This is a genomic window from Marinobacter sp. F3R11 (genome assembly GCF_003318275.1).
Taxonomy (GTDB): domain Bacteria; phylum Pseudomonadota; class Gammaproteobacteria; order Pseudomonadales; family Oleiphilaceae; genus Marinobacter.
Map to the genome: position 1 here is coordinate 335,575 of NZ_QOCH01000015.1, position 24,921 is coordinate 360,495.

The following is a 24,921-nucleotide window of genomic DNA, read 5'->3' on the forward strand; positions in this document are numbered from 1 at the left end:
TTCCGGTTCAGGTTATACGGGTACAGACAATGAATCTGAAACAGCTCAGGGCATTCAGGGAAGTCATGGTTACCGGCTCGGTTTCCAAGGCAGCAGAGAACCTGTTCCGTACCCAGCCAGCCATCAGTGCGCAGCTCGCCGGCCTGGAAAAGGAAGTTGGACTCAAGCTTTTTGAACGCCGCGAAGGCCGGTTGCATCCAGTTCCAGAAGCTGAATACCTTCTTTCCCAGGCTGTCGAAATTCTGGATAAAGTTGATAATCTTCAGGAAAACCTGACCAGCGTTAAAAATCTCAATACCGGCAGAATCAATATCGTCGCCATGATCGGGCCCTCAATATTCTTTTTACCGAACCTTATAAGTAAGTTTGTAAAAGACCGGAAGCATGTAGACATATCCCTTTTCTCAAGCAGCTCCTTTCAGACCCAGCAATTAATGTCTGCCCAGCGTTATGATGTGGGCATTGTCGATGAAGGCACACCGGATCTGGACTCAGGTCTATCCCTGGTTGACCACGAAAGGCTGGATTACCATTGTGTTTGCGCCGTTCCGGCAAATGACCCCCTGGCCCGCAGGGAATTCATTACCGCAAGGGACCTGGACGGAAAGCCACTGGCAATGCTGGCAGAAACCCATGGCATCCACAAAGAGATAAAGCGGGTATTCGAAGAGCAGGGACTGACTATGAACTGCAGGTTCGAGACACAGTATTTCCTGCCTCAGCTGGTGTTCGTTGAACGGGGTCTGGCCTATGCCATAGTGGATCCGATTACCGTGGACAGCTACTACTCCAATTACAAATCAGATGACCGAATTGTGTTTTTACCCTTCCATCCGTCGATCACATTTTCCATATCCATCATCACACCATCCCACCGCCCTCTTTCCACACTGGCGAACCATTTTGTCATGTATCTGAGAGAAGAGTTGCAGAGTTTTCAATAGTCCCGGAGCGGGCCAACACCCGGAGCGTCGGCTCCAGCTCCGCCAGCAGCTGCTCTCCCGGAATCTGCCGGCCAACCACCAGAAGCCCTTCGTAAAGCACCAGAACCGTCGTCGCACCTGTGGCATCGGCACCTGAATCCATCAGTATTTCCCGGAAACGCTGGCACAGCCAGTTCAGGTGGTCTCTGAAAACCTCCTTGACGGGTCCTTCGGATTGCATGAATTCTGCGGCCGCATTGGCGAACAGGCAGCCGTTGTAATGATCGTCCTCACACCGCTCGGCAATGCGCCGAAACAGTTCTCTGAACAGCTCAAAACCACTGCCCTGGTGCCCTGAGATCACCTGTTCTATGGCATCCCGTTCGCGCTCATCGGCCCGCACCAGCACCGCCAGAATCAGATCTTCCTTGGAGGCAAAATGCTTGTACAGGGTGGTTTTGGCCACACCGGATTCCGCCTGTATCCGGTCGACACCGGTGGCGTGAAAGCCCTGGCGGTAGAAAAGGCCCTCAGCAATATCAATCAGTAACTGTTTTTTCGGGGAATGCATCAAGGAATCCGGACAGAAAACCAAACAATTGCCATAGCTTATCAGAGTTATCCCGGACTTGATGATACAGATCTGTACACCTATGATCCTGAAGAACTACAGATCTGTACACCCCGAATTTGGAGAAACCATGTCTAGATTGCCGTTGAAAGAAATCGAAAATGCCTGTGAACAGAGTGCTCCGGTACTCCAGGGTATTAAGAAACAGCTGGGTATGCTGCCCAATTTTTTTGCCGGACTGGCCAACCACTATGGTTCACTGGCTGGTTACCTGGCATTCCAGGAATCCATGAAACAGGATAGCCGGCTGACCGGAGCCCAGCGGGAGCTCATCGCCCTGTGTATTGCCAATGCCAATGGCTGCCACTACTGTGTCAGCGGCCACACACTGTCGGCAAAACATGCCGGAGTCAGCCCGGAAGATGCCCGGGAGGCGCAGAAAGGCAAGGCATCCGCCCCCTTTGATCAGGCCCTGCTGGATCTTGCTCTGGAGGTACTGGACAGCCGTGGGCATGTCTCTGAAGAATTGCTCACATCGGTTCGGGAACGGGGCGTATCGGAAGCCCAGGTGGTTGAAGTGGTCGGACTGGTCGGACTGAATTCATTCAGCAACTGGATCAACAATGTGGCTCGCCCTCCCATCGACTTTCCGGAAGTCCCCCTTCAGGAAACAGCAAACCGGGGCTGAGCCTATAAAGCCCGGATGCGCCGCAGCGCTCCGGGCTTTCAGGCGAAATCATCGATCTTTTCAAAGCCCAGCGAGGGGCTAAAAAAAGATCGATTAAACACGCTCCATCAATGACTGATCATCCAGGGGCGCATGGATGGAAACATCTTTTTCCCGTCAGCGGTATAAAACAGCATGTGTTTGCCGTCTGCTTTTTTCTTGCAACCGCAACTCTTCCGATGTTCCGCATCCCGTGCACGCTGATCAGCGGTGGAGATAATCGGCTCGTGCCTGGCTTTCTCATTCCGGGCCTGAGCCTTGCGCAGAGCCGGATCCATAGCCAGTATCTCCGGAGGCAATACAATCACCCTCGGTGAAAGCACCTTGCACTCAGGGCAGTTTGCCGGGTGTCCGGCTTCCTCCATGGTGCCCAGCTCCTGGAACAAACCGTGCTCCCTGCACTTGTAGTCATACAATGGCATGGTCTGTTACTCCTTGTCTGGCGACAGGGGTACGTCAGTGCCCGGGGTAACCATCTTCGTCGGGCCTTCCGCTGTGGGATTAATGTCAAAGTCGAAGATTTCCGTGGGCAGCCACAGGGTTGCACAGGCGTTGGGCACATCCACAACACCACTGATATGACCTTCCACAGGCGCGCAGCCGAGCAATGCATAACCCTGAGCCGGTGTATATCCGAACTTGGTCAGGTACTCGATGGCGTTCAGGCAGGCCTGGCGATAGGCTACCTGTACATCCAGGTAATGCTGCTGACCGTCTTCATCCACCGAAATGCCTTCAAAGATCACGTAGTCTTCATAACGAGGCTTGATGGTACTGGGCTTGAACACCGGATTCTTGATGCCGTACTTGGACATACCATCCTTGATCAGATTTACTCGCAGGTGAATCCAACCAGCCATTTCGATCGCACCACAGAAGGTGATCTCACCGTCGCCCTGGCTGAAGTGAAGATCGCCCACCGACAGGCCGGCACCTTTCACATACACAGGGAAATAAGCTTTGGAACCCCGGGACAAATCCTTGATATCACAGTTGCCACCGTGTTCGCGAGGAGGCACGGTACGGGCCGCTTCTGCTGCGGCTTCCTTGGCAGCGTCACCGGCCAGTTTACCCAAGTGCGCAGTGTCGGCATACGGCATGTTGGCCAGGCCAGGTACACGGTTCGGCTCGGTATCGTAGAGCTCTTTCTCCCGGCGATTCCACTCCGTCAACATTTCTTTGGAAGGCAGGCAGCCAATCAGGCCAGGGTGAATCATGCCGGCGAATTCGACATTGGGAATATGGCGGGATTTGGTAAACATGCCATTGAAGTCCCAGATGGATTTTTGAGCCTCGGGAAAATGCTCCGTCAGGAAGCCGCCACCATTTTTCTTGGCGAAGAAGCCATTAAAACCCCACTGGCTGTCCTGAAATGCACCAATATCCAGGATATCCACTTCCAGTAAATCGCCGGGCTCAGCGCCTTCAACGGCAACAGGTCCAGACAGGAAGTGCACCTGGGTAAGATCCACGTCGCGGATATCGTCCGCGCTGTCATCATTTTTGATCTGCCCACCGGTCCAGTCGTAACATTCCAGAACAAAATCGTCCCCCGGCTTGACCGTCACCGCCATGGGGATATCCGGGTGCCAGCGGTTGTGGATCTGCTCATTCTCGTAAGCGGATTTAGTTCTGTCTATCTTGATAAGGGTTTCAGCCATTGTGGTAACTCCTCAGCGAATCATGGTGGTCGACTAAACATCAACATGGACACTATTGATGAATCCACCTGGAGCGAACATTCGTTAATAACACCACCCGCCTACGTCATTTAACGTAGGCGGGTGGTGGCTGATGTTACCTTCAGGCTTTTACGTGGAGCGGATAGTTACTTAGGCATAGGCCCTAACTTCACCCCGTCAGGATAGTATTTCCAACCATCCCGGACCTTGACCTTGTCATCCCAGGGAAGCTTGTAATTGCCCTCGGCAACTACCTGCACTCACCATTTTAAGACTCCTGATGAATGCCTGATGAAGTTCTCAGCAGTTGCAACGGCATTATTGCAACGTTATAACGTTCTTTGACTACGTCAAATAACGTAGTCTTTCAAAGTGTGTGATAATAGGGATTACAGGCTGATCACAAGACGAACAACACGAAGAATCAAGCCCCTGGCCGGACAATCAACTGAAGGTCCGTGTAGTCCACCACAAACTCCGTTGCCGCAGGATTCGCCAGCATTGCCCTGGCAACTACCGGCCCCAGTTCATGGCGAACCAGGCGGGCCAGATCGCGGGCACCATAGCGGGCATCATAATCACGACACAGGAAATCCCTGACGGCCGGAGTGAGCTCCAGTTCGACATGATGGTCCCGCAATCTCCGGTGCAGTTTTTCCAGTTCAAGGTCCAGCAGTTTTGCCGACTCGCTTGCAGGCAAACGCTGGTACTGCAGGATAAGGTCAATACGGTTGACGAACTCCGGGTCAAAGCGACGGTTCAGTGCCTCATCCAGAATTCGCGACTCTGAGGCCTGACGGGGCTTGAGCAGCTTTCGCCAACCTCGTCGGAAACGATTCTGGTATTGCAACAGTTCCGCTGCGCCCAGGTTGCTGGTCATGAATATCAGGGTGTTGTGAAAATGGATCGTCCTGTTGCCGGACGGCAGGGTCAGCACCCCGGAGTCGAGGACATTCAATAGACTCCGGATCACCTCCGGGCTGGCTTTCTCCAGTTCATCGAACAGAACAATACCCGGCTTGCTGTAGCTTCCCTGAATCTTGTCCGCATCAAACAGGGTATGTCCCTCCTTACTCCCGACATAACCCGGGGGCGCGCCGGTAAGCGCAGATGCATAGTGTTCCTGGCCAAGCGTGTTCATGTCGATGCGGCACAATGCTTGTCGGCTGCCGTGAATCAGTTCCGACAGGATATGGACCGTCTCCGTCTTACCCACTCCGGTAGGCCCCATGAGCAGGCACACCCCCAGTGGCCGGTCTTTTGAACCAAGGTCCGCCCGGACAACCTGAAGCAGGCTGTCCAGGCGTTGTAAGGTTTCATCCTGCCCGACGATCCGCTTTTTAAGCACCCGGGACAGGTGGTCAGGATCAAAGGTAAAACGGGTCTGCCTCAGACCCTTTGGGGTTTCCTTCTCCGCAATGACGCGCCGGTTGGCCTCAAGCTGATCATTAATAAAAGGCATATAGGCTCTCTTCCAGGGCGGCAGGAGTTACTCGCCGGCCGATTTTTCTTTGCCATCTACCGGCAGTTCACCAACCGGGCATTCCGCCACACCGATGGTACTCCGAGTCATGGCCTCAACGTTTTCCTGAGCCTGTTTGGCATCCATGACCCAGGTGCGGTAGAAATCAAACGGGCAGTCGGCCACGCCCTTGTCGCCGTCGCCAGAGTTGTGAACACCCGTGTAGCCCCGATGCAATAGCTTGAACAGGTGGTTCTGGGACTGGTCATTTTCCCGGGCATCACGAATCTGGCTGACAGAAAGCTGGGCATACTGGATACCCATGTCTTCCTCACCACACTCACCGAGGGTACGGCCATCAAAGCCGATAATCGCGGAATGGCCAAAGTATGAATACACACCATCAAAACCGGATGCGTTCGCAACCGCCACATAACAGTTGTTGGCCCAGGCCATACTCTTGGCCATCATGACCTGCTGTTCCTTGGCCGGGTACATGTAGCCCTGACAGCGCACAATCAGCTCTGCCCCTTTCATGGCGCAGTCCCGCCAGATTTCCGGATAGTTGCCGTCGTCGCAGATAATCAGGCTGATTTTCATGCCCTTGGGGCCTTCGCTGACGTAGGTGGTATCACCCGGATACCAGCCTTCAATCGGACACCATGGAATACATTTGCGGTATTTCTGGACAATCTCACCTTCGTTATTGATGAGAATCAGAGTGTTATAAGGCGCTTTATTAGGGTGATCCTCATGGCGTTCACCGGTCAGGGAGAAAATGCCCCAGGTATTGGCTTCACGGCAGGCGGCAGAGAAGATGGCCGTTTCTTCGCCAGGAATCGTGGCAGCGGTTTCCATCATCTCGTCATTGTCATACATGATGCCCATGGTGCTGTATTCAGGGAATACCACCAGATCCATACCCGGCAAGCCGACTTTCATGCCCTTGATCATGTCCGCAATCTTGCGGGCGTTATCCAACACCTCGGCTTTGGTGTGTAAGCGGGGCATCTTGTAGTTCACTACCGCCACACCAACGGTATCGTTACTGCTGGAAATATCACCGTGTCTCATAGACTACTCTCCTGGAAATTTTGCAAATGTCCGTGGCCGTTGAGGCAGATGACTTCTTCCGAAACCGTATGCGGCAAGGATGCCGCATCCGAGACTACAAGGATGTATTCACGGCGCGTTTCGGAAGAAGTCACCCGCCTCAGCGGCTTTCCTCCAAAATTAAACAGCCAGATAACTGGCAATCTTCTCCTGATCTGCCTCAGCCCGGCTCTCTTCATGGACGATCGCGCCCTTCTCGATCACCAGAATCCGGTCCGCAGCATCCATTACAAAACTCAGAACCTGCTCCGAGACCACAATCGACAACCCTCGCTCATCGCGGATACGCCGCAGAGTCTGCGCGATTTCCTTGATAATGTTGGGCTGAATGCCCTCCGTAGGCTCATCGAGCAACAGCACCTTGGGCCTGGTAGCCAATGCCCGGGCAATGGCTAATTGCTGCTGCTGGCCACCAGAAAGGTTGCCGCCACGCCGGTTCTGCATCTCCTTGAGTACCGGGAACATCTCGTACAGATCTTCCGGCACTTTTTTCTCGCCCACGGCTGCCAGCCCAGTCTCAATGTTTTCCCTCACTGTAAGAGTCGGGAAAATCATCCGTCCCTGGGGAACAAAGCCGAGCCCGGCGCGTACACGCTGAAAACTTTTGAGGCTGCTCAGATCCGTGCCGTCGAGCGTGACTTCACCCCCTTTGGTAGGGGTCATGCCAATAAGGGACTTCATCAACGTGGTTTTGCCCATACCATTGCGGCCAACCACAGCCACAATTTCATTCTTTTGCACATCCAGGTTCAGGTCCTGGATGATGGTACTTTGGCCGTAGGCCACCAAATGATGTTTGATGCTTAGCATGATCAGTGCCCCAGGTAGACTTCGATGACTTTAGGATCCGACTTCACGTGATCGATGGATCCTTCAGAGAGGACCTTGCCCTGATGCATAACCGTTACCCGATCGGCAATGTCGCCGACAAACTGCATGTCGTGCTCAATAACCAGAACCGTGTGGTCCTTGGTGATCACCCGGAGCAACTCCGCCGTTTTCTTCCGTTCTGCAACGGACATACCGGCCACAGGTTCATCCAGCATCAGCAGATCCGGTTTCTGAATCAGTAGCATGCCAATCTCCAGCCACTGTTTCTGACCGTGGCTGAGCAATGCGGCAGGTTCGTTAAGGGCCTCTGTGAGGAAGATGGTTTTCGCAACGTCTTCCACTGCCTCAATAACCTTTGCGTCCCGTTTGAACGCCAAAGCCCCAATCACTGTGTGCCCCTTCGGATAAGACACCTCGAGATTTTCGAACACCGTGAGATCTTCGAACACAGACGGAGTCTGGAACTTCCGGCCCACGCCTGAATGGACGATCTGGTGCTCCTTGAGCCTGGTAAGCTCCTTACCTGCGAACTTGATAGACCCTGACGTGGCTTTGGTTTTACCGCAGATCAGATCCAGTACCGTAGTCTTACCGGCGCCGTTAGGACCGATGATGACCCGGATCTCTTTGGGATCCAGATAGAAGGACAAATCGTCCACCGCCTTGAAACCATCAAAGGAAACGGTCAGGCCCTCAACTGCCAGCAGGAAATCCCCTTTATTGCTTTTGGCTGCGCTCATCACGATTTCTCCGGGCTGTAGGTTTCAGTCATCGGGCTATAGCCATCGGTTGTCCCTGCGGCAGGCGTACTCACCGCAGGCACTGCCTCACTCTTGTTACGCTTGAAGACCTTGTTTTCCAGGGGCATAACGTAGCTCTTGTAGAGTCCCGCCAGACCATCGGGGAACGCCAGCACCACACCAATGAACAGGGCTCCCATGGCAAAAGGCCAAAGCTCAGGGAAGGACTCGGAGAAGCCGCTCTTTGCCGCATTCACCAGCAGGGCACCGTAGACAGCACCAAGGATTGACAAACGCCCCCCCAGAGCACAGAAGATGACCATCTCTATCGACGCAACAATGCCGATGAACGACGGCGACATGAAGCCCACCAGAAGGGTGAACAGTGCGCCGCCGATACCGGCGAAAGCAGCTGCCAGGCAGAAAACAAAGATTTTGAATGCCGCCACGTCATAGCCAGAGAAACGCACACGCATTTCCTGGGCGTTCATGGCCACGAGAATACGCCCCAGCTTCCGGTTCTGAACAAAGCGGGCCGCAAACAGGCAAAGAAAAAGCATGCCAACGCAGATGAAGTACAGGATGTTCCTGGCCTCGTCAGTGCGTATGTCCCAGCCCATCAGCGTCTGCAGATCGGTAATGCCGTTCACGCCACCGGTGTAACCCTGTTGTCCGATAATCAGGATGGTCAGGACCGCAGCAATAGCCTGGGTAATGATGGCGAAATACACACCACCTACCCGCCGGGTGAACATGGCAATGCCAATGACGAACGCCAGCAGAACCGGCACTCCGATAACTGCCAGCAAGGTAAACGAGAAACTGTGGAACGGTTCCCAGAACCAGGGCAGCTCGGTGAGTTGGTTCCAGTCCATAAAGTCCGGAATGCCGGGCGTGGACTGAATAGCTGTGGCTTCCGGCGTGGAAGCCTCCAGTTTCAGGAACATGGCCATGCAGTACCCGCCCAGGCCAAAGAAGACGCCCTGGCCCAGACTGAGAATGCCGGCCTTGCCCCAGCACATGACCAGACCAATCGCTACGAATGCGTAGGTCAGATACTTGCCCACCATGTTCAGACGGAAGGGTTCCAGAACAAGGGGCAAAAGAACCACCAGCAGAAAAGCCAGTGCGAGGTAATACATTCCCTCACGGGAGGCAAACCATTTCATCAGGGGTGAATGCTTCATGACAATCTCCTAGCGACGGACCTTGAGGGCCATGAGTCCTTCCGGACGTATCATCAGAATGCCGATCACAACCAGCAGGGTAAGTACCTTGGCCATGGATCCGCTGAGGAAAAACTCCATGGTGGACTGGGCCTGAGAGATGCCAAAGGCAGATACAATCGTCCCGATAAGGCTTTGAGCTCCGCCAAACACCACAACAAGGAAGGTATCCACTATGTAAGCCTGGCCAGATGAAGGGCCGGTCGACCCGATCATGGTGAATGCTGCACCGGCAATACCGGCAATGCCGCAGCCCAGAGCAAACGTCGCCCTGTCTATGCCCGCACTGTTGATGCCCACGGCTTCTGCCATGGGGCGGTTCTGAACCACAGCCCGAACCTTCTTGCCATAGCCGGAGCGATACATAAGCAGGTACACACCCACAGCGACCGAAAGTGCAATGACCATGACGAACAGTCCGTTGATTGGCAGATCGACCATCTCGGTTACCGGGATTGCACCCATCATCCACTCTGGCAGATCAACACCCACTTCCCGGGCACCGAAGATGGATCGGTATGCCTGCTGCATAATCAGGCTGAGGCCCCATGTGGCCAGGAGGGTATCAAGTGGTCGATGATAGAGGTGCCGTATCATGAGCCACTCAACGAGTGCTCCGAGCGCGCCACAAATCAGGAAAGCGAGAATCATGGCGATAAAAAAGTACCCGCCAAAGAGTCCTGGCAGATAGGACTGGAAAAAACCGGATGTCAGGTAGGTTGTGTAGGCGCCGAGGATCATGAACTCCCCGTGGGCCATGTTGATCACCCCCATCTGGCCAAAGATGATCGCCAGACCCAGGGCCATCAGTACGAATACTGAAAACAGGGAGAGCCCGGCAAACCCCTGCATGGCAAATATCGACATCAATTCACTGCTGGTGTAGCCATCGAACATGACTCTTACTCCCCGTTCAAACCAATATACTTAACGTTCTGGAGGCAATAGACGCCGGCGCCCAGAGGCGCCGGCTGTCCAGACTTACTGGTAACCTTCCGGGAATGGATCTGGCTCCATCAGCTCTTCTGTCTCGTAAACCACTTTGTACTGGCCATCAAGCTGAGCCTGGCCGATGCGGGTCTTGGACCAGAGGTGATGGTTCTCGTGGATACGCACGTAGCCTTCAGGCGCCTTGTCGAACTCAATACCAGCGAACTCTTCGCGGATCTTGTCAATATCGAAGGAACCTGCCTTTTCAACCGCGGCTTTCCAAAGCCATGGGCCGAGGTAGGCCGCCTGGGTTACGTCGCCGATAACCATGTCATCGCCGTAGGCTTTCTTGAACGCCGCAACAAACTCTTTGTTGTTGGGGTTATCAAGGCTCTGGAAGTACTTCATGGACGCGTAGATACCTTCCACGTTCTCACCACCTATACCGCGGATTTCGTCCTCGGTTACGGAGATGGTCAGCAGCAGAGGTTTCTCGTCGGTGAAATCCACACCGGCGGCTTTCATCTGCTTGTAGAAAGCTACGTTGGAGCCGCCCACAACTGATGCGAAGATTACGTCCGGCTTACGGAGCTTGATTTTGTTGATAACCGAGTTGAACTGGGTGTGACCTAGTGGGTAGTACTCTTCACCCACCACTTTCAGGCCCAGTTTGTCGATGTGCTTGCGGGCAATCTTGTTGGAGGTACGTGGCCAGATGTAATCCGAACCCAGAAGATAGAATGTCTTGGCACCTTTGTTTTCAACTGCCCAGTCGATACTTGCGAGAATCTGCTGGGTGGCTTCCTGACCGGTGTAGACAACGTTGGGGGACTGTTCCAGACCCTCATAGAAGGTGGGGTAATACAACATACCATTGAACTGCTCGATCACCGGCAGGATGGCTTTACGGGACGCAGAAGTCCAGGCGCCGAAAATAGCAGCAACATTGTCCTGGCGTAGCAACTTACGGGTTTTTTCAGCAAAAGTTGGCCAGTCACTGGCGCCATCTTCCTGAACAAATTCGATCTGGCGACCCAGAACGCCGCCGGAAGCGTTAATCTGGTCGATAGCCAGCTTTTCGGCCTGCACTGAGCCGATTTCACTGATGGCCATGGTTCCGGTGATTGAGTGCAGAATGCCTACCGTGACGGTGTCGTCAGTGACGGCCAGCCCGGTAGTGTTTACCTCAGCCGTGCTTGGTGTAGCCGCGTGCGTCGATGCCGCAAACACGACAGATGCCGCCAGAGTCATCAGACTCTTTCGAAAGCCCAGTCCCTTTCCCGCCGGTCGCCCGATGGCTGTTTTATCTGTGTTATCCATAGTGATTCCTCGCAGTATTTGAAACCCAGTGCCGCTCGTCCTAACGAAAGCAAAGCGCCCACCCAAACAGTCTGCTCAGTCCACTCCCCAGTGCCCATTAGGCAATCGCCCCAGCGAACTACGTCATTTGACGCATTCCTGATCAGAAACGATCTCGGTAGAAACACACGGGGCTACTTTTTTATTTGTTTTTTGATGGCATTTGACAGTGGCATGAATCTTGTTGCGGGTTTCAGGTCAGGTGCCAAAACTTCTATTCCGGCCCACAACGGTGCAGGCAAGTACGAAAGGCACAGTTACAATGACAACACGACAGACTATTTTCCGGGTTCGGCGTAACTACAATCAGTGGGTCGCAAACCAGACGCTGGAAGACTATGCCTTGCGCTTTACCGCCAAGAGCGCCCGGCGCTGGTCAGCTGTCAGGGTCAGTAATACCGCACTCGGTGCCATATCATTCCTGGCTATGGAAGCCATTGGTGGCTCCATAACACTGCACTACGGTTTTGATAATGCGATCGTGGCCATTATCGTCGCCTGCCTGATTATTTTCCTGACCGCCATACCCATCAGCTACTACGCAGCCAGGTACGGGGTGGATATAGATCTGCTCACTCGTGGTGCAGGGTTTGGTTATATCGGCTCCACCATCACATCACTGATCTACGCGTCATTCACATTTCTGTTTTTCGCCATAGAGGCAGCGATTATGGCCATGGCCATAAAAATGCTGTTCGATATCCCTCTCACCATCGGTTACCTGATCTCTGCGGTAGTGATCATCCCGCTGGTCACCCACGGCATCACAACCATCAGCCGGTTTCAGCTCTGGACTCAGCCTTTGTGGGTTGTACTGCAACTCGCTCCTTTTGTTTTTATCATCTGGTCCGACGCATCCTCCATCAATGACTGGACACAGTTCCAGGGGCTCCCATCCTCAGGCGAGCCGGGGCTCAACGTGGTGATGTTCGGTGCGGCTTCCGCCGTGGTGCTGTCACTGATTGCTCAGATCGGCGAACAGGTAGACTTTTTGAGATTCATTCCTGAGCCGGCAAACGCCAAAGAAAAACGGCGCTGGTGGATAGCCGTTATGGCCGGAGGGCCCGGCTGGATCGTGATCGGCATGCTGAAAATTCTCGGAGGTTCCTTTCTCGCGGTTCTGGCAATCAACCACGGGGTATCGGCTACTGACGCTGCCGACCCCAGTGCCATGTATGTGGTGGCCTTCAACTACATTACCCACTCTCCGGAGCTGTCCATCGTGGTTGCCGGGACGTTTGTCATCCTGTGCCAGCTCAAGATCAACGTGACCAATGCCTATGCCGGTTCCATTGCCTGGTCCAACTTCTTTTCCCGACTGACCCACAGCCACCCGGGCCGGGTGGTCTGGCTATTCTTCAATGTCGCTATCGCACTGCTGGTCATGGAGCTGGGGGTATATCAGGCACTGGAAGAAACCCTGGGCTTTTTTGGCATTATAGCCATTGCCTGGGTCGGAGCCCTGGTGGCTGATCTGGTGATCAACAAACCCCTGGGCCTGAGTCCTGCCTATATCGAGTTCAAACGGGCACACCTGTATGACATCAACCCTGTTGGCGTTGGCGCCATGATTTCAGCCTCTGTCATCGGCATTCTGTGCCATACAGGGGTAATGGGAGTCATCCCTCAGGCGCTCTCCCATTTCATCGCGCTGATAGTAGCCTTGATAACGGCTCCACTTATCGCGTGGTATACCGGTGGTCGTTTTTATACCGCACGAAAGTTCACTCCTATTGCTACAGATCACCAGCTGGTTCTTTGTACTATTTGCGAGAACAGTTTCGAGTCGGAAGATATGACGGACTGCCCGGCCTATGAAGGCACCATCTGTTCACTATGCTGCTCTCTCGACGCCCGCTGCGGTGATGTCTGCAAACCTGGTGCAGGTTTCCGGGATCAGGTCCAGCAATTCCTGGCCCTGCTGATGCCCAAGCTGCTGCTGGACACCATGCACTCCCGTCTCGGATCATTTTTGTCCTTGCTGCTTCTGGTCAACGGACTGTCTGCAGCACTTCTTTCTCTGATTTACGCCAAGACACCAGTCAGTTCATTGGCCGAAGCCGAACTGCTGGCAGTGACTTTGTGGAAAGTCTTTTTCATTCTGATAATTGTTACCGGAGTCTTCTGCTGGCTCTTTGTTCTCGCCCAGGCAAGCCGGCTGGTGGCGGAAGAGGAATCCCAGCGCCAGACCCGGCGCCTGACCGAAGAAATTAAGGCCCATGAACGAACGGACAAAGCCCTGCAAGAGGCAAAGGAAAACGCAGAAGCTGCCAATGGTGCAAAAAGCCGTTATCTCACCGGCATCAGCCACGAGCTTCGCTCACCACTGAATGCCATCCTGGGCTATGCACAACTGATGGAAAACGATGATTCAGTACCACCCCATCGCCGGGAAGCACTGGGGGTAATCCGGCGCAGCGGCTTGTACCTGGCAGATCTGATCGAAGGTCTGCTCGACATCTCCAAGATCGAGGCCGGGAGGCTCGACCTGCGCAGGGACCGGGTGCGCATTGGCATGCTGATGGAGCAGGTTGTCACCATGTTCCGCCTGCAAGCCGAGGAAAAAGGGCTCGCCTTTAACTATTACTGCCCTAACCCGCTACCAGACGTTGTTACTACCGATGAAAAACGCCTGCGGCAGATTCTGATCAACCTGCTGTCCAACGCTATTAAATACACCGACAAGGGCTCCGTCACCCTGACCCTGAAATACCGCAGTCAGGTTGCGGAATTTACCATTGAGGATACCGGTGAAGGCATATCCCCGGAAAATGCAGAGCGCATTTTCCGGCCTTTCGAGCGTATTCGTACGCCTGGGCAAAGCCGTGTCGGAACAGGACTCGGGCTGACCATCACACGGCTTCTGACGGAAATCATGGGTGGCGACATCAATCTCGAGAGTGAACCGGGCAAAGGCAGTATTTTCCGGGTCAGCCTGATGCTCTCGACACTCCACACCGCCTCCCCGAATTCTGTTTCAGCACCTGCCCGGCGTATCTATGGTTATCAGGGCAGACGACAAAAAGTGCTGCTGGCAGATGACGATGACTCCCACCGCCAGGTCATCAGAGCCCTCTTGTCGCCCCTGGGTTTCGAAGTCTTAGGTACCGGCAATTCACTGGAAGTTAAGGGGCTGATCGAGCGTGAGCGGCCCGATCTTGTACTGTTGGATGTGTCCATGCCGGGCTATACCGGCTGGGAGATCCTTCAGCAGTTACGGGACGACAATCATCAGATGCCGGTAATCATGGTTTCTGCCGATGCTAACGAAGGCCACCACTCCGCAGAGTCTCCATGCCTTCACAATGGCTACATTATCAAGCCAGTCAGGCTGACCCTGCTATTGGACACCATGGCCAGGACTCTCGGACTGGAATGGCGCTTTGAAAAAAACCCGGAGCCTGTCGCGGTTGTGCCGCCACCGCCGACTGGCGACATTCCTCTGCCCGCTGAGGAAAGCTGCCATACCCTCGCCAACCTGGCCCGGATCGGGCATCGCAAGGGCCTGCAGGAGGCCCTGTACGAACTCCGGTGCAATGGTGAGGCAGACGTCCGGTTTACCGATGAAATTGAACGACTTGCCAATGATTTTCAGTTTGAACAAATACTTGAGTTAATTGAGGTCGCGGATAATGAAGCTTGATGATGACCGTAAAACGGTCGTGATGGTGGTGGACGACGCAATAGATTCCATTCGAATGATCAGAGATGCCCTGGAAGAGGCCAGCATGACCGTACTGATCGCACTTGAGGGGAATCAGGCACTCACAATCAGCCAGAACATCACGCCCGACGTGGTGCTCATGGATGCACTCATGCCTCATATGGATGGCTTTGAAACCTGCCGGCGTCTGAAGGAAAATCCGGCCTTCGCCGACATTCCCATTATCTTCATGACAGGTCTGAGTGATACCGAACATGTGGTGATGGGCCTGAAAGCAGGTGGCGTCGATTATGTAACAAAACCCATCAATACAGCTGAGCTTCTGGCCCGAATGGACGTACACCTGGCTAACGCCAGAATGTCACGGAGTGCCCGTAACGCCCTGGACAGTACAGGTCAGAATCTGTTTGCCATTGATCATGATGGCAACCTGCTCTGGAGTACACCGCAAGTCTGTGAACGTCTTCCGGACACCTCACATCCGGACTTTCAGACAATTCGCACCGGGCTTGCAGAATGGATCAGCCGCAATCCGGAGCCCGGGCACGTGATGCCCTTACAGGCACTGAACATCCAGCACTCGGTAGAATACCTGACGCTGGTGGATGGCCGGGAGTACCTGTTACGGCTGAAAACACCACAAAGCCAGTCCAGTGCGACTGCAGCTCTGAGAGAAAGGTTCCAGCTGACCCTGCGGGAATCGGACGTGCTTTTGTGGATAGCCAATGGCAAAACCAACCGGGAAATTGCACAGATACTGGACATGAGCCCTCGCACAGTGAACAAGCATCTGGAGCAGGTATTCCGGAAGCTGGGCGTCGAAAACCGCACATCTGCTGCAGCCAGCGCCATACGTTTGCTGGCAGCACAATAAAAGCAACAGGACACGGCGTGCTGTAAAAACCTTGATAACCAGCCGGTGCAAAGACTACAACCCACTCCATTCGCGCTAGACTGACCAGAATGAACAATCGATACGCGGTGGTGATCATTTGAAAAAGCTACTCCTGATTTCCGGCATAGCCCTGCTGATGGCGGCTGTTTTCAGCACCATTGCTGAACCGGTCCCTATTGAGGAGAAGCTGATTAACATTCAGGCCCGGGACCTGCTTGTAAACTTCCCGGAGATCGAGGAGGAATCCGTTGAGATTCAGGCCATACTCCTGGATATGTCGGACGACCCGCTTCTGCTTCTGAAAGCCCGGGCTGCGTTCATGCGCTACCCGGACATGGCCCGGAATCTGTTTCCGCTTTACGCTGAGGAACCTGAATTCCGGGAAATTCTGAAACGGTATGGCGAGGAAATTCTGCCCCCCATCCAGCATTTTGTAACCCACCCAATCAGTACAATTGAGTGGATGAACAGGATCGCCGGTTCCTATCAGGCTTTCAGGCAACGCTTTATCGACACCCCCGAAACAGGCAACCCGCAAACAGCCCCGGTCAAGGATCTCTCGCCAGAAGAACGAGGCTGGTACGCTGTCAATTTCATTCAATCAGAGGGCCACGACTTCCTGGGCCAGTTTGTTGTAGACAGCCAGGGCGCGACTCAGTGGATCAGTACGGAGCGGGTACTAGAGGGCGTAAATCAGTTTTTCGCCAGCGGCATACGTGACCTGGAACGGAACTACCGGCTGGACAATGAGATTGCCGCCAGTGACCTTGGCTGGGCGTCGGTGGACGTACTGGTGTTTGCCAGTGCAGTGAAAGTACTGCGCATTGGTCGCGCAGCTGCCATCGCCTCCGAAACGGCAAGCCGTGGCACCCGCTCTGCCGCCCTGGCCGCGAGAGTTACCCGCAGCGGGAAAATGGTCCTGAATAGCGCCCGTTATGCCAGGTTGCCCCTAGTAATCGGAGCGGGCTATCTCGTTGTCTCCCACCCCGGCATTATCAACGACCTGTTTGCTGGTGTGGCGGACGTACTCGGCTATCCCGTGATGGCCGTTCAGTTTGTGGGCTGGCTGCTCTTGCTTATCCCCGCGCTTTACATAGGCAGCTGGCTTTTATGGTTACTGGCGCCACTTTTGGTCGGCCTGCTGCGTACTCTCAGTCATCTTGTAGCGATCATGAGCGGCAGGCGGCATCGTCATTCCGGATACGGTAAGCTGTAATACAACCCTGAACCCCTGCACACCGGAACCACTGGCAATGGCACCTTCCTACTTTCTTGGCTGCCCGCAATGGCAACATCCTGCGTGGAACAGCGCACTGCCTCCAGGCAAGAGCCCACTGGATCGCTACAGCCGTTTTTTTAACTGTGTGGAAGGCAACACGACGTTTTATGCCACACCGAGCAAAGAGCAGTGTCAGCAATGGCGCCTACAGGTACCCGACGACTTCCGTTTTTTGCTCAAGTTTCCCCGCGACATCACTCATGACCGCTTGCTTTCCGGTGTCGATATGGCTGTGCGGGATTTCCTGGGCGTTATTGCACCTTTGCAGGACGTACTCGGCCCTTTTCTATTGCAGCTCCCTGCTGCATTCGGTCCGGAGCACCTGAACAATCTCTGGCGCTTCATTGACGCTCTGCCGGAGCTGCCTGGATGCTCGGTAGAAGTCCGCAACAGCGCTTTTTTCAGCAAGGGCGAAGCCGAGAAAACCCTGAATCGTGGACTTCGGGAACGTAATGTCGCACGCATATGTATGGATACCAGGGCTTTGTTTGCAGCAATTCCCGATAACGAAACCACCATTGAAGCCCAACGAAAGAAACCCCGGGTTCCCGTACACTTGCTTCCCGGTGATGCCACTCCGGTAATCCGCTACATCGGCCACCCGGAGCTGGAAGCAAACCGACGCTATCTCGCGCCCTGGGTTGAGCGGGTGGGCACCTGGATTGAGCAAGGCCAGCGACCGTATTTTTTTCTGCACATGCCAGACATTAGCGATGCGCTATCTCTCACCGAGATCTGGACCAGTCTGCTAAGCGAGCGCGTGGACGGCATTGAAGCTCTTCGTTTTAACGAAAAACAGCCCCAGATGGGGCTGTTTTAAGTCTGTTACCAACGTCTACTGACACTGCCCCTGCTCGAAAACGCCCTCCGAAGTTTCCTTGACCCAGGCATAACCACCGGGAATGGCTCCAAGGTAATCATCACCTCCGGTGCTGTAGTAGCCACCGGCATAATAGGCACGACCGGCCATGTTGTGGCTCAGATTACTGGCATTCCAGTCCTGACAGGAAAATGGATCGTCACCATTTCCACCAGCATTATCATTTCCGCCGCATGCGGCAGGCTCACTGGCAAACCACCGGCCCGGATCACCTTCATACAGAACCACATTGCTCCAGCTATCAAACGAGCCCCCGATATCCGCATCGTCACCGTTAGCATAGGCCCGAAGATTGTAGTTGCCGCCAGCATAAGCGCGGCCCGCAGATACATGAGCACTGGGCGACGCACTCACCTGCTCGCAGGTTTCGGTCGGTGCAGTCGGGTCCCATACCTCAACCTGACGCTCTGCTGTGGTGACATTGGCATCAGCGTCCGTTGCCGTGTAGATGCAGGAGTAGGTGCCTGCAGCCGATACATTTACGGAACTACAGTCCGCTGTTACTGCAACAGATCCATCTTCCGCATCTTCTGCTGTAGCACCTGGATCAGTAAACGACGAATTCAAAGCAACAGACATGGGGTTATCACCGATCAGAGTGATAACAGGAAAGCCTTCCGGAGCAGTGCCGTCACGACTGTGTGCGGCAAAAAAGCTCCAGATAATATCCGGATAGCTCGGCCCTGTACGTATGGCCCACTTGCCATTGTTGCCGTCCTCACCACCAACCCAGTAATGGCCGTGATCAGTATCCTGCAGATCCGGCGTGCTCAGAGGACCATCAAGATAAACCGTCTCAACCAGCGAGCGGGACCCACTGGTTCCATCCTGGGTATAACGGGTACGAATGCAGCCGTAGTTATTCTGGTAATACGGAGAACAGGCAGCAGACTCTGCCCGGGCTTCATCAGGGGTATCAAAAGCCGGATCACCAAATGCTTTGAGATGGGCATCACGGATGTGATCAGCAGAAGTTTTTATAACCGTGCAATCATTATTGTTCTGCAACACCATCAGAGGAATTGGATAGGCCTCGTCCAGTTCAGCTTCCATATCGGAAACGACCTGAGACACACTGTGGAATGTTGCACTCCCCGGACACTGGCCAGACAAAGATACTGAAGATGCATCCTCGCCATAGGGAATACCGGCGGCCGGTGCAGCTGCCGCCCAGTATTCATTGTGCGTGACCGCAGCTACAACTGTCATGGCCCCGCCAGATGACAACCCGGTGATGTAACGACGCTGAGGGTCTACGGCGTAGTTGCTTTCCACCTCCAGCGCGATCTGATAGAGATCCTCTACTTCCCCGGCACCCTGGTGGCGGTGATGATCAAACCAGAAACCCCAGCAGTTCTGATTGCGCAACCCGTCATAACTGGTGATATAGGGCGCAACGAGAATAAAACCGTACTGATCGGCGGCTGCCTTCAGCCCCCAGTCACTCAGGACATCGTCATTGGTCTGTTTGCAGCCGTGCAGAGCCATCACCATGGGCGCGGGCGACTGGATATTGTCCGGAACGTATACTTTATAATCTCTGGCGCGGGACTGATTATAGGCTTGCTGTGGGAGAGTATAGGAGGTGGTCTGGCCTGCACTGGCAGGCAGCGATGGCAGCAGCAATAAAGTAATGGATACCGCCAGCGCCGGTGTGGCGACACGACGTAACCAGTTGAACGTAATGTTCGACATGAGGTGCTCCTTCTTGGATTTATTGTTCAGCACCTGAATAACAAGAAAAAACCATGCCACATGGATAACACTTTAATTTAAAAGCACTATCCTTTTTGGGTAAGATAAAAACTGACCGGGCAGCCAGACAGAGTGTCCGGAAATAACGACGCTTCAGAAATAACTACCCAAAAGGACAGATATGACACTTCACCTCGAGCTTGCTCCACTCATCAGTCTGGGTGCAGGGATTGCCATTCTGGTGGTTCCACGACTGCTCAAATACATTGTTGCTGGTTATCTGATTGTTCTTGGTGTTCTGGGATTGCTGGGATACTCGCTTTGACGTGTCGCGCCCGGCGACTAGTCAGTAGCGTACGCTCCTTGTAGGAAATATCGCACATACCCGATAGCCAATCTCCGATATGCCCAGAGCCCACCCTGGCTAGAATGGTTGGTGTCAGGGATGACAAGCCAGCAAGGAACGTTGGCACAGGGATGAAGCGCTCAGGATGAGCCATAGCCTGAAGGAACAGGCGGGGTCAGCCACGGAATCGGGGATCACATGGAATGTGGTCCTTGCCCGTGCACTGCATATTACCGCCGTTATACTTTCTTCGCTTTTCTTTCTGAACCCGCACACACCAAAGAAGCCTTGCTCCTGCCGCCTTGCGCTCTGACTCAAAATCATAACAACGCATTTCAGCATCAGGAGTCATGTTCACATGAAGCACACATCTCTGTTCGCTACACTCGTATTACTGTTCGCTCTGGCAACCGGGGCTGTCCATGCGGACGATTCGGTCGTAAACATCAACAGCGCAGACGCTGTCACCCTCACCAGCCTTGAAGGCATCGGCTATAGCAAAGCCGAAGCCATTGTTGCGTACCGCGAGGCAAACGGTTCTTTCAAAACGCCAGAGGATCTGGCCAAGGTAAAAGGCATTGGCGAGCGCACGGTTGAAAAGAACGCCGAACGCATAACGGTAAAGTAGGTGTCGTAGGACAATAACTCCTCCACCACTAATAAAGCGGCGGCCTTCTGCTGCCGCTTTTGCCGCTGCACACCACGCCCTCATAAAAATCGTCTGGCAACCTTCCATCAGCCACCCTATGATTACCGGACAACAATTCTAACCGGCTCGAGTGGCACAACATGGCTGATCTCATCAAGGTTTACCCGCCAAAACCCTCCCACGTTTATTTTTACGCGACCTGTCTGGTGGACATGTTCTACCCGGATGCGGGCATGGCCGGCATACAGCTGCTGGAACGTGAAGGCATCCGGGTTATCTTTCCCGAAGACCAGACCTGTTGTGGTCAACCGGCGTATACATCCGGCTATCATGATGACGCCAGGGCCGTTGCCAGAGCCCAGCTTGACCTGTTTCCGGAAGACTGGCCCATTGTAGTGCCTTCCGGCTCATGCGGCGGGATGATGCGCAAACACTATCCTGGCCTTTTCAAACATACCGATCAGGAAACGAAAGCTGCCGGAATTGCCGCCAGAACCTGGGAGCTTACAGATTTCCTTCTGAATGTTTGTCACATCAGACTGGAAGATCTGGGCGAGCCCACCAATGTCGCCATGCATACTTCCTGCTCCGCCCGTCGTGAGATGGGCATTGCAGAGGTAGGTCCCCGGTTAATCGGTCAGCTAAATAACGTAAACCTGATTGAACAGGTGCGGGCAGAAGAATGCTGTGGCTTTGGAGGCACCTTCGCGGTACGCCATCCGGAAATTTCCGGGGCAATGGTCAGCGAGAAAGTGGACACGCTAACCGATACTGGCGCCGGAGCATTCGTGACAACAGACTGCGGCTGCCTGATGAACATTGCAGGGTTTGCCGAGAAAAACCAGAAACCCCTGTCGGGCCAGCATATCCTGAGTTTTCTCTGGGAGCGAACGAATCCAGGCCAAGGGGATAAGTCATGAACCAGACAACCCGGACTCCTCAGCATATAGACGTCAGGGAGTTTCACTCCAGAGCACGCACAGCTATTGCAGACCCGAAAATACGGAAGAACTTCCGCAAGGCCATGGACGGGTTGATCGTCAAGCGTAAGGATGCCTTCGAAGGCTGGGATCTGGAAGCGCTGAGAGAGCTGGGCGCAAATATCCGCCTGCGGGCACTGGCTGACCTGCCCGACTTGCTCGAACAGCTTGAGAAAAAACTTACCGACAATGGTGTCAACGTACACTGGGCGATCGACGGTGATGAAGCCTGCCGGATTATTCGGGACATCTGCGTCGCCCGAAATGCCAAAACAGTGATCAAAGGCAAATCCATGGTCACCGAGGAAATGGAGCTGAACCATTACCTTGCTGACCACGACATTGAAGCTCTGGAATCAGATCTGGGCGAATACATAGTGCAGCTTGCCAGCGAAACGCCCTCCCATATCATCATGCCTGCGATTCACAAGAATACCGGTGAAATTTCTGAGCTGATGTATGAAAAAACCGGCACCGATCTTTCTAACGATGTGGAATACCTGACCGCCAGCGCACGCCAGCAGTTGCGTGAGAAGTTTATGAATGCGGATGTAGGTGTGTCAGGTGTGAATTTTGCGGTCGCCGAAACCGGCACTCTTTGCCTGGTAGAAAACGAAGGCAACGGGCGTATGACGACCACAGTCCCACCCTGTCATATTGCCGTTACCGGGATAGAGAAAGTAGTAGGTTACCTCGAAGACGTAGCTCCTCTTCTGGCGCTACTGACGCGATCGGCAACAGGGCAGCACATCACCACCTACTTCAACATGATCTCCGGCTCCCGCAAACCGGATGAGCTCGATGGCCCTGAAGAAGTCCATGTTGTGCTGGTAGACAACGGTCGGTCATCGATCTATCAGGATGACGAACTGCTGGACACCCTGCGCTGCATTCGCTGCGGCGCCTGCATGAACCATTGCCCGGTATATACCCGCGTGGGTGGGCACACTTATGGCACCACTTACCCCGGCCCTATCGGCAAAATTCTGATGCCGCATCTTATAGGTCTGGATGAGGGCCGGCATTTACCCTCCGCCTCAAGTCTGTGCGGCGCCTGTGGTGAAGTCTGTCCTGTCAAAATTCCGATACCGGATTTACTGGTTCGCCTGCGCCAGGAATCTGTAGATGGCGACAAACTGAACCCTGCCAAAGTGCGTGGCCACGGCGCAAAGCGTAACGCTCTGGAAGCCTTGGTCTGGAAGGGCTGGAGCTGGATGCATGCCCGCCCCGGGGCCTACCGGTTCGGCACCACAGTGGCATCACGCCTGCGCAAGCTACAACCTGGAAAACTTGGTGGCTGGACGCGCTACCGGACAGCACCGAAACTTGCTGCCAGAACACTCCACGAACGCATGAAGGAGCGCAGCCAATGAATTCCCGGGACACCATCTTACAGCGCCTGCGCGAGCGCAGCGGCGGCAAACTGCACAGACCGGACTGCGATTTTTCTGTGCTGGAGCGACCATCTTCATCAGTAGCAGAACGCGTTGAGCAGTTTCAGAGAACCATAGAGTCGGTGCACGGAGAGGTTCACCGGTGCACACCAGAGTCCTGGGTCGCGCAGCTTGCCGGAATTCTTTCATCCCGTGGTGCCCGCAACCTGCTCATACCCGCAGCCCACCAGATCGGGCACGCATTACGTGATTCCGGGCAGGATGACCTGCCCGAGCTGCTCATCTATGACGAACCCGTTGTAAGCTGGCAGGCCCATCTGTTCAACAATGTTGATGCCAGCATCACCTCCACCCGGGGCGGCATTGCCGAAACAGGCTCACTGATCCTCTGGCCAACACCAGACGAACCCCGCCTCATGAGCCTCGTCCCTCCCATCCATGTTGCCGTACTGAAAGCCTCAGAGCTTTACACAACATTTCATGAGGCAATGCGCGTGCAAAACTGGATGTCTGGCATGCCAACAAACGCTCTGTTAATCTCCGGGCCATCAAAAACCGCCGACATTGAACAGACTCTGGCATACGGTGTTCACGGCCCCAAAGAACTGATCGTACTGGTTATCGAATGATTCGAGGCGCCCTGCTAATCGCCCTGGCAGCCCTGCTCTGGGCGACCACGGGGATCGTTGCAAAGTTTCTGTTTACCGGAACTGAGCTGCAAGCCACCACTCTGGCTTTTCTCAGGCTGGCTGTAGCCCTGCCATTTTTCTGGCTGCTGATGCGCAGAGAACAACGGCTGGGCGACAACCTCGGTACCAAAGCTCCAGGCAAACCCTTCAGGCAACTTGACCTGAAATCCTTCGCTCCACTTGCTGCACTTGGATTCTTTCAGGCGATTTATCAGGGTAGCTACCTGCTTGCGGTGGACCTGACCGGTGCAGGTATCGCCACGCTCATTGCGCTGTGCCTGCCTCCGGTTCTTGTAGCTCTGCTTGCAGCTCCGCTACTGGGAGAAAAGCCCGGGCTGCTGACCATCATGGCACTGATCACCGCCGTGATCGGCACAGCCATGCTTGTGCTCAGCGACATGGATACCAGTGGTACCCTGCGCCTTGCGGGGATACTCATGGCGCTCCTCGCAGCCGTTGTCTATACAGGATTCACCCTGACCAGTCGCTACAGCTCCATGGACACACCGGTCTTTACCACCGCATTTATCTGTTTTTTCACAGCAGCGCTGATCCTGCTGCCTGTAGTGCTACTCGGCGGTGGTTTCGAAGGCATCGGCAAGCTCAAGCTCCAGCATTGGCTGATGGTTGCCTTTATCGGCATTGTGCCCACCTGTATCGGATACGTGAGCTTTTTCGCCGGTATGAAAACAACTCCAGCCACGCTTTCCAGCATTATCGTCACGCTGGAGCCACTGTTTGTTGCCTTGCTTGCCTGGATCTTTCTGGATGAGATCCTTGGGCCGGTTGGCATTGCCGGTGCATTGATACTCACAGTAGCGGTAGTTGTGGCTTCACGCTATGGAGGAACGCCCGATGCCGCCTCGAAAGACGACGCCGCATAGTC

General features: G+C 54.3%; 23 protein-coding genes. 12 read left to right on the plus strand and 11 right to left on the minus strand.

Going from position 1 to position 24,921, the window contains the following annotated elements; all coding sequences use genetic code 11:
* The first annotated feature begins 29 nt into the window (after positions 1 to 29).
* Positions 30 to 944: a LysR family transcriptional regulator gene (locus DS878_RS09940; protein ID WP_113815810.1), complete on the plus strand. Its 915-nt coding sequence runs from the start codon at positions 30 to 32 to the stop codon at positions 942 to 944.
* On the opposite strand, the gene DS878_RS09945 is transcribed toward DS878_RS09940, so the two are convergent.
* Positions 907 to 1,494 (minus strand): TetR/AcrR family transcriptional regulator, encoded by a 588-nt coding sequence (locus tag DS878_RS09945; RefSeq protein WP_113815811.1) that lies wholly within the window; start codon positions 1,492 to 1,494, stop codon positions 907 to 909. The genes DS878_RS09940 and DS878_RS09945 overlap by 38 nt on opposite strands.
* Before the next feature lie 130 nt (positions 1,495 to 1,624).
* On the opposite strand from DS878_RS09945, the gene DS878_RS09950 reads away from it, so the two are divergent.
* Complete coding sequence (locus DS878_RS09950; RefSeq protein ID WP_187298777.1) at positions 1,625 to 2,182, plus strand: carboxymuconolactone decarboxylase family protein; 558 nt, start codon at positions 1,625 to 1,627, stop codon at positions 2,180 to 2,182.
* Between the two features lie 107 nt (positions 2,183 to 2,289).
* Here the strand turns inward: DS878_RS09950 and DS878_RS09955 are convergent, their stop codons facing one another.
* The 9 genes from DS878_RS09955 to urtA all read right to left on the minus strand — a co-directional run bounded on the left by DS878_RS09955 (position 2,290) and on the right by urtA (position 11,525).
* Entirely contained in the window at positions 2,290 to 2,643 is a 354-nt protein-coding gene (locus tag DS878_RS09955; protein WP_113815813.1) for a zinc ribbon domain-containing protein, read from the minus strand.
* Between the two features lie 6 nt (positions 2,644 to 2,649).
* Entirely contained in the window at positions 2,650 to 3,882 is a 1,233-nt protein-coding gene (gene fmdA / locus DS878_RS09960) for a formamidase (RefSeq protein WP_113815814.1), read from the minus strand.
* Positions 3,883 to 4,327: 445 nt separating this feature from the next.
* Positions 4,328 to 5,365, minus strand: a complete 1,038-nt coding sequence (locus tag DS878_RS09970; protein ID WP_113815815.1) for an AAA family ATPase — start codon at positions 5,363 to 5,365, stop codon at positions 4,328 to 4,330.
* 27 nt (positions 5,366 to 5,392) lie between these two features.
* Positions 5,393 to 6,439, minus strand: coding sequence for an aliphatic amidase (locus DS878_RS09975; RefSeq protein ID WP_113815816.1), 1,047 nt, complete (start codon positions 6,437 to 6,439; stop codon positions 5,393 to 5,395).
* A gap of 159 nt (positions 6,440 to 6,598) precedes the next feature.
* A complete protein-coding gene (gene urtE / locus DS878_RS09980) occupies positions 6,599 to 7,288 on the minus strand; it encodes an urea ABC transporter ATP-binding subunit UrtE (RefSeq protein ID WP_113815817.1) in 690 nt (229 codons plus the stop codon).
* A gap of 2 nt (positions 7,289 to 7,290) precedes the next feature.
* On the minus strand, positions 7,291 to 8,049 hold the full coding sequence (urtD, locus tag DS878_RS09985) for an urea ABC transporter ATP-binding protein UrtD (RefSeq protein WP_187298778.1): 759 nt from the start codon (positions 8,047 to 8,049) through the stop codon (positions 7,291 to 7,293).
* Positions 8,049 to 9,236, minus strand: a complete 1,188-nt coding sequence (gene urtC / locus DS878_RS09990) for an urea ABC transporter permease subunit UrtC (protein ID WP_113815819.1) — start codon at positions 9,234 to 9,236, stop codon at positions 8,049 to 8,051. Before urtC ends, urtD begins: the two co-directional genes overlap by 1 nt.
* Before the next feature lie 9 nt (positions 9,237 to 9,245).
* Complete coding sequence (gene urtB / locus DS878_RS09995) at positions 9,246 to 10,172, minus strand: urea ABC transporter permease subunit UrtB (protein WP_113815820.1); 927 nt, start codon at positions 10,170 to 10,172, stop codon at positions 9,246 to 9,248.
* 84 nt (positions 10,173 to 10,256) lie between these two features.
* A complete protein-coding gene (gene urtA, locus DS878_RS10000; protein ID WP_113815821.1) occupies positions 10,257 to 11,525 on the minus strand; it encodes an urea ABC transporter substrate-binding protein in 1,269 nt (422 codons plus the stop codon).
* A gap of 301 nt (positions 11,526 to 11,826) precedes the next feature.
* On the opposite strand from urtA, the gene DS878_RS10005 reads away from it, so the two are divergent.
* The 4 genes from DS878_RS10005 to DS878_RS10020 all read left to right on the plus strand — a co-directional run bounded on the left by DS878_RS10005 (position 11,827) and on the right by DS878_RS10020 (position 18,222).
* Positions 11,827 to 15,207 (plus strand): ATP-binding protein, encoded by a 3,381-nt coding sequence (locus DS878_RS10005; protein ID WP_113815822.1) that lies wholly within the window; start codon positions 11,827 to 11,829, stop codon positions 15,205 to 15,207.
* On the plus strand, positions 15,197 to 16,102 hold the full coding sequence (locus DS878_RS10010; RefSeq protein ID WP_113815823.1) for a response regulator: 906 nt from the start codon (positions 15,197 to 15,199) through the stop codon (positions 16,100 to 16,102). Before DS878_RS10005 ends, DS878_RS10010 begins: the two co-directional genes overlap by 11 nt.
* Positions 16,103 to 16,220: 118 nt before the next feature.
* Positions 16,221 to 17,339 (plus strand): hypothetical protein, encoded by a 1,119-nt coding sequence (locus tag DS878_RS10015; protein WP_113815824.1) that lies wholly within the window; start codon positions 16,221 to 16,223, stop codon positions 17,337 to 17,339.
* Positions 17,340 to 17,376: 37 nt separating this feature from the next.
* The gene (locus DS878_RS10020; protein WP_113815825.1) at positions 17,377 to 18,222 is read left to right on the plus strand and encodes a DUF72 domain-containing protein; all 846 of its coding nucleotides are present in this window, start codon (positions 17,377 to 17,379) and stop codon (positions 18,220 to 18,222) included.
* 15 nt (positions 18,223 to 18,237) lie between these two features.
* Here the strand turns inward: DS878_RS10020 and DS878_RS10025 are convergent, their stop codons facing one another.
* Positions 18,238 to 19,977: a PHB depolymerase family esterase gene (locus DS878_RS10025; RefSeq protein WP_113816648.1), complete on the minus strand. Its 1,740-nt coding sequence runs from the start codon at positions 19,975 to 19,977 to the stop codon at positions 18,238 to 18,240.
* A gap of 181 nt (positions 19,978 to 20,158) precedes the next feature.
* Here DS878_RS10025 and DS878_RS10030 point away from each other — a divergent pair, with 181 nt between their 5' ends.
* The 6 genes from DS878_RS10030 to DS878_RS10055 all read left to right on the plus strand — a co-directional run bounded on the left by DS878_RS10030 (position 20,159) and on the right by DS878_RS10055 (position 24,919).
* On the plus strand, positions 20,159 to 20,302 hold the full coding sequence (locus DS878_RS10030) for a DUF3096 domain-containing protein (RefSeq protein ID WP_113815826.1): 144 nt from the start codon (positions 20,159 to 20,161) through the stop codon (positions 20,300 to 20,302).
* A gap of 379 nt (positions 20,303 to 20,681) precedes the next feature.
* The gene (locus DS878_RS10035) at positions 20,682 to 20,951 is read left to right on the plus strand and encodes a ComEA family DNA-binding protein (protein ID WP_113815827.1); all 270 of its coding nucleotides are present in this window, start codon (positions 20,682 to 20,684) and stop codon (positions 20,949 to 20,951) included.
* Positions 20,952 to 21,112: 161 nt separating this feature from the next.
* On the plus strand, positions 21,113 to 21,892 hold the full coding sequence (locus DS878_RS10040; protein WP_113815828.1) for a (Fe-S)-binding protein: 780 nt from the start codon (positions 21,113 to 21,115) through the stop codon (positions 21,890 to 21,892).
* On the plus strand, positions 21,889 to 23,325 hold the full coding sequence (locus tag DS878_RS10045) for a LutB/LldF family L-lactate oxidation iron-sulfur protein (RefSeq protein WP_113815829.1): 1,437 nt from the start codon (positions 21,889 to 21,891) through the stop codon (positions 23,323 to 23,325). Before DS878_RS10040 ends, DS878_RS10045 begins: the two co-directional genes overlap by 4 nt.
* On the plus strand, positions 23,322 to 23,975 hold the full coding sequence (locus DS878_RS10050) for a lactate utilization protein C (protein ID WP_113815830.1): 654 nt from the start codon (positions 23,322 to 23,324) through the stop codon (positions 23,973 to 23,975). The genes DS878_RS10045 and DS878_RS10050 overlap by 4 nt, the downstream gene beginning before the upstream one ends.
* A complete protein-coding gene (locus DS878_RS10055) occupies positions 23,972 to 24,919 on the plus strand; it encodes a DMT family transporter (protein WP_113815831.1) in 948 nt (315 codons plus the stop codon). Before DS878_RS10050 ends, DS878_RS10055 begins: the two co-directional genes overlap by 4 nt.
* Positions 24,920 to 24,921 lie beyond the last annotated feature (2 nt).

Excerpts from the sequence above, each read along its gene's own strand:
- DS878_RS09940 (WP_113815810.1), top strand. The coding sequence starts at position 30 with ATGAATCTGAAACAGCTCAGGGCATTCAGGGAAGTCATGGTTACCGGC.
- DS878_RS09945 (WP_113815811.1), bottom strand. The coding sequence starts at position 1,494 with ATGCATTCCCCGAAAAAACAGTTACTGATTGATATTGCTGAGGGCCTT.
- DS878_RS09950 (WP_187298777.1), top strand. The coding sequence starts at position 1,625 with ATGTCTAGATTGCCGTTGAAAGAAATCGAAAATGCCTGTGAACAGAGT.
- DS878_RS09955 (WP_113815813.1), bottom strand. The coding sequence starts at position 2,643 with ATGCCATTGTATGACTACAAGTGCAGGGAGCACGGTTTGTTCCAGGAG.
- fmdA (WP_113815814.1), bottom strand. The coding sequence starts at position 3,882 with ATGGCTGAAACCCTTATCAAGATAGACAGAACTAAATCCGCTTACGAG.
- DS878_RS09970 (WP_113815815.1), bottom strand. The coding sequence starts at position 5,365 with ATGCCTTTTATTAATGATCAGCTTGAGGCCAACCGGCGCGTCATTGCG.
- DS878_RS09975 (WP_113815816.1), bottom strand. The coding sequence starts at position 6,439 with ATGAGACACGGTGATATTTCCAGCAGTAACGATACCGTTGGTGTGGCG.
- urtE (WP_113815817.1), bottom strand. The coding sequence starts at position 7,288 with ATGCTAAGCATCAAACATCATTTGGTGGCCTACGGCCAAAGTACCATC.
- urtD (WP_187298778.1), bottom strand. The coding sequence starts at position 8,049 with ATGAGCGCAGCCAAAAGCAATAAAGGGGATTTCCTGCTGGCAGTTGAG.
- urtC (WP_113815819.1), bottom strand. The coding sequence starts at position 9,236 with ATGAAGCATTCACCCCTGATGAAATGGTTTGCCTCCCGTGAGGGAATG.
- urtB (WP_113815820.1), bottom strand. The coding sequence starts at position 10,172 with ATGTTCGATGGCTACACCAGCAGTGAATTGATGTCGATATTTGCCATG.
- urtA (WP_113815821.1), bottom strand. The coding sequence starts at position 11,525 with ATGGATAACACAGATAAAACAGCCATCGGGCGACCGGCGGGAAAGGGA.
- DS878_RS10005 (WP_113815822.1), top strand. The coding sequence starts at position 11,827 with ATGACAACACGACAGACTATTTTCCGGGTTCGGCGTAACTACAATCAG.
- DS878_RS10010 (WP_113815823.1), top strand. The coding sequence starts at position 15,197 with ATGAAGCTTGATGATGACCGTAAAACGGTCGTGATGGTGGTGGACGAC.
- DS878_RS10020 (WP_113815825.1), top strand. The coding sequence starts at position 17,377 with ATGGCACCTTCCTACTTTCTTGGCTGCCCGCAATGGCAACATCCTGCG.
- DS878_RS10025 (WP_113816648.1), bottom strand. The coding sequence starts at position 19,977 with ATGTCGAACATTACGTTCAACTGGTTACGTCGTGTCGCCACACCGGCG.
- DS878_RS10030 (WP_113815826.1), top strand. The coding sequence starts at position 20,159 with ATGACACTTCACCTCGAGCTTGCTCCACTCATCAGTCTGGGTGCAGGG.
- DS878_RS10035 (WP_113815827.1), top strand. The coding sequence starts at position 20,682 with ATGAAGCACACATCTCTGTTCGCTACACTCGTATTACTGTTCGCTCTG.
- DS878_RS10040 (WP_113815828.1), top strand. The coding sequence starts at position 21,113 with ATGGCTGATCTCATCAAGGTTTACCCGCCAAAACCCTCCCACGTTTAT.
- DS878_RS10045 (WP_113815829.1), top strand. The coding sequence starts at position 21,889 with ATGAACCAGACAACCCGGACTCCTCAGCATATAGACGTCAGGGAGTTT.
- DS878_RS10050 (WP_113815830.1), top strand. The coding sequence starts at position 23,322 with ATGAATTCCCGGGACACCATCTTACAGCGCCTGCGCGAGCGCAGCGGC.
- DS878_RS10055 (WP_113815831.1), top strand. The coding sequence starts at position 23,972 with ATGATTCGAGGCGCCCTGCTAATCGCCCTGGCAGCCCTGCTCTGGGCG.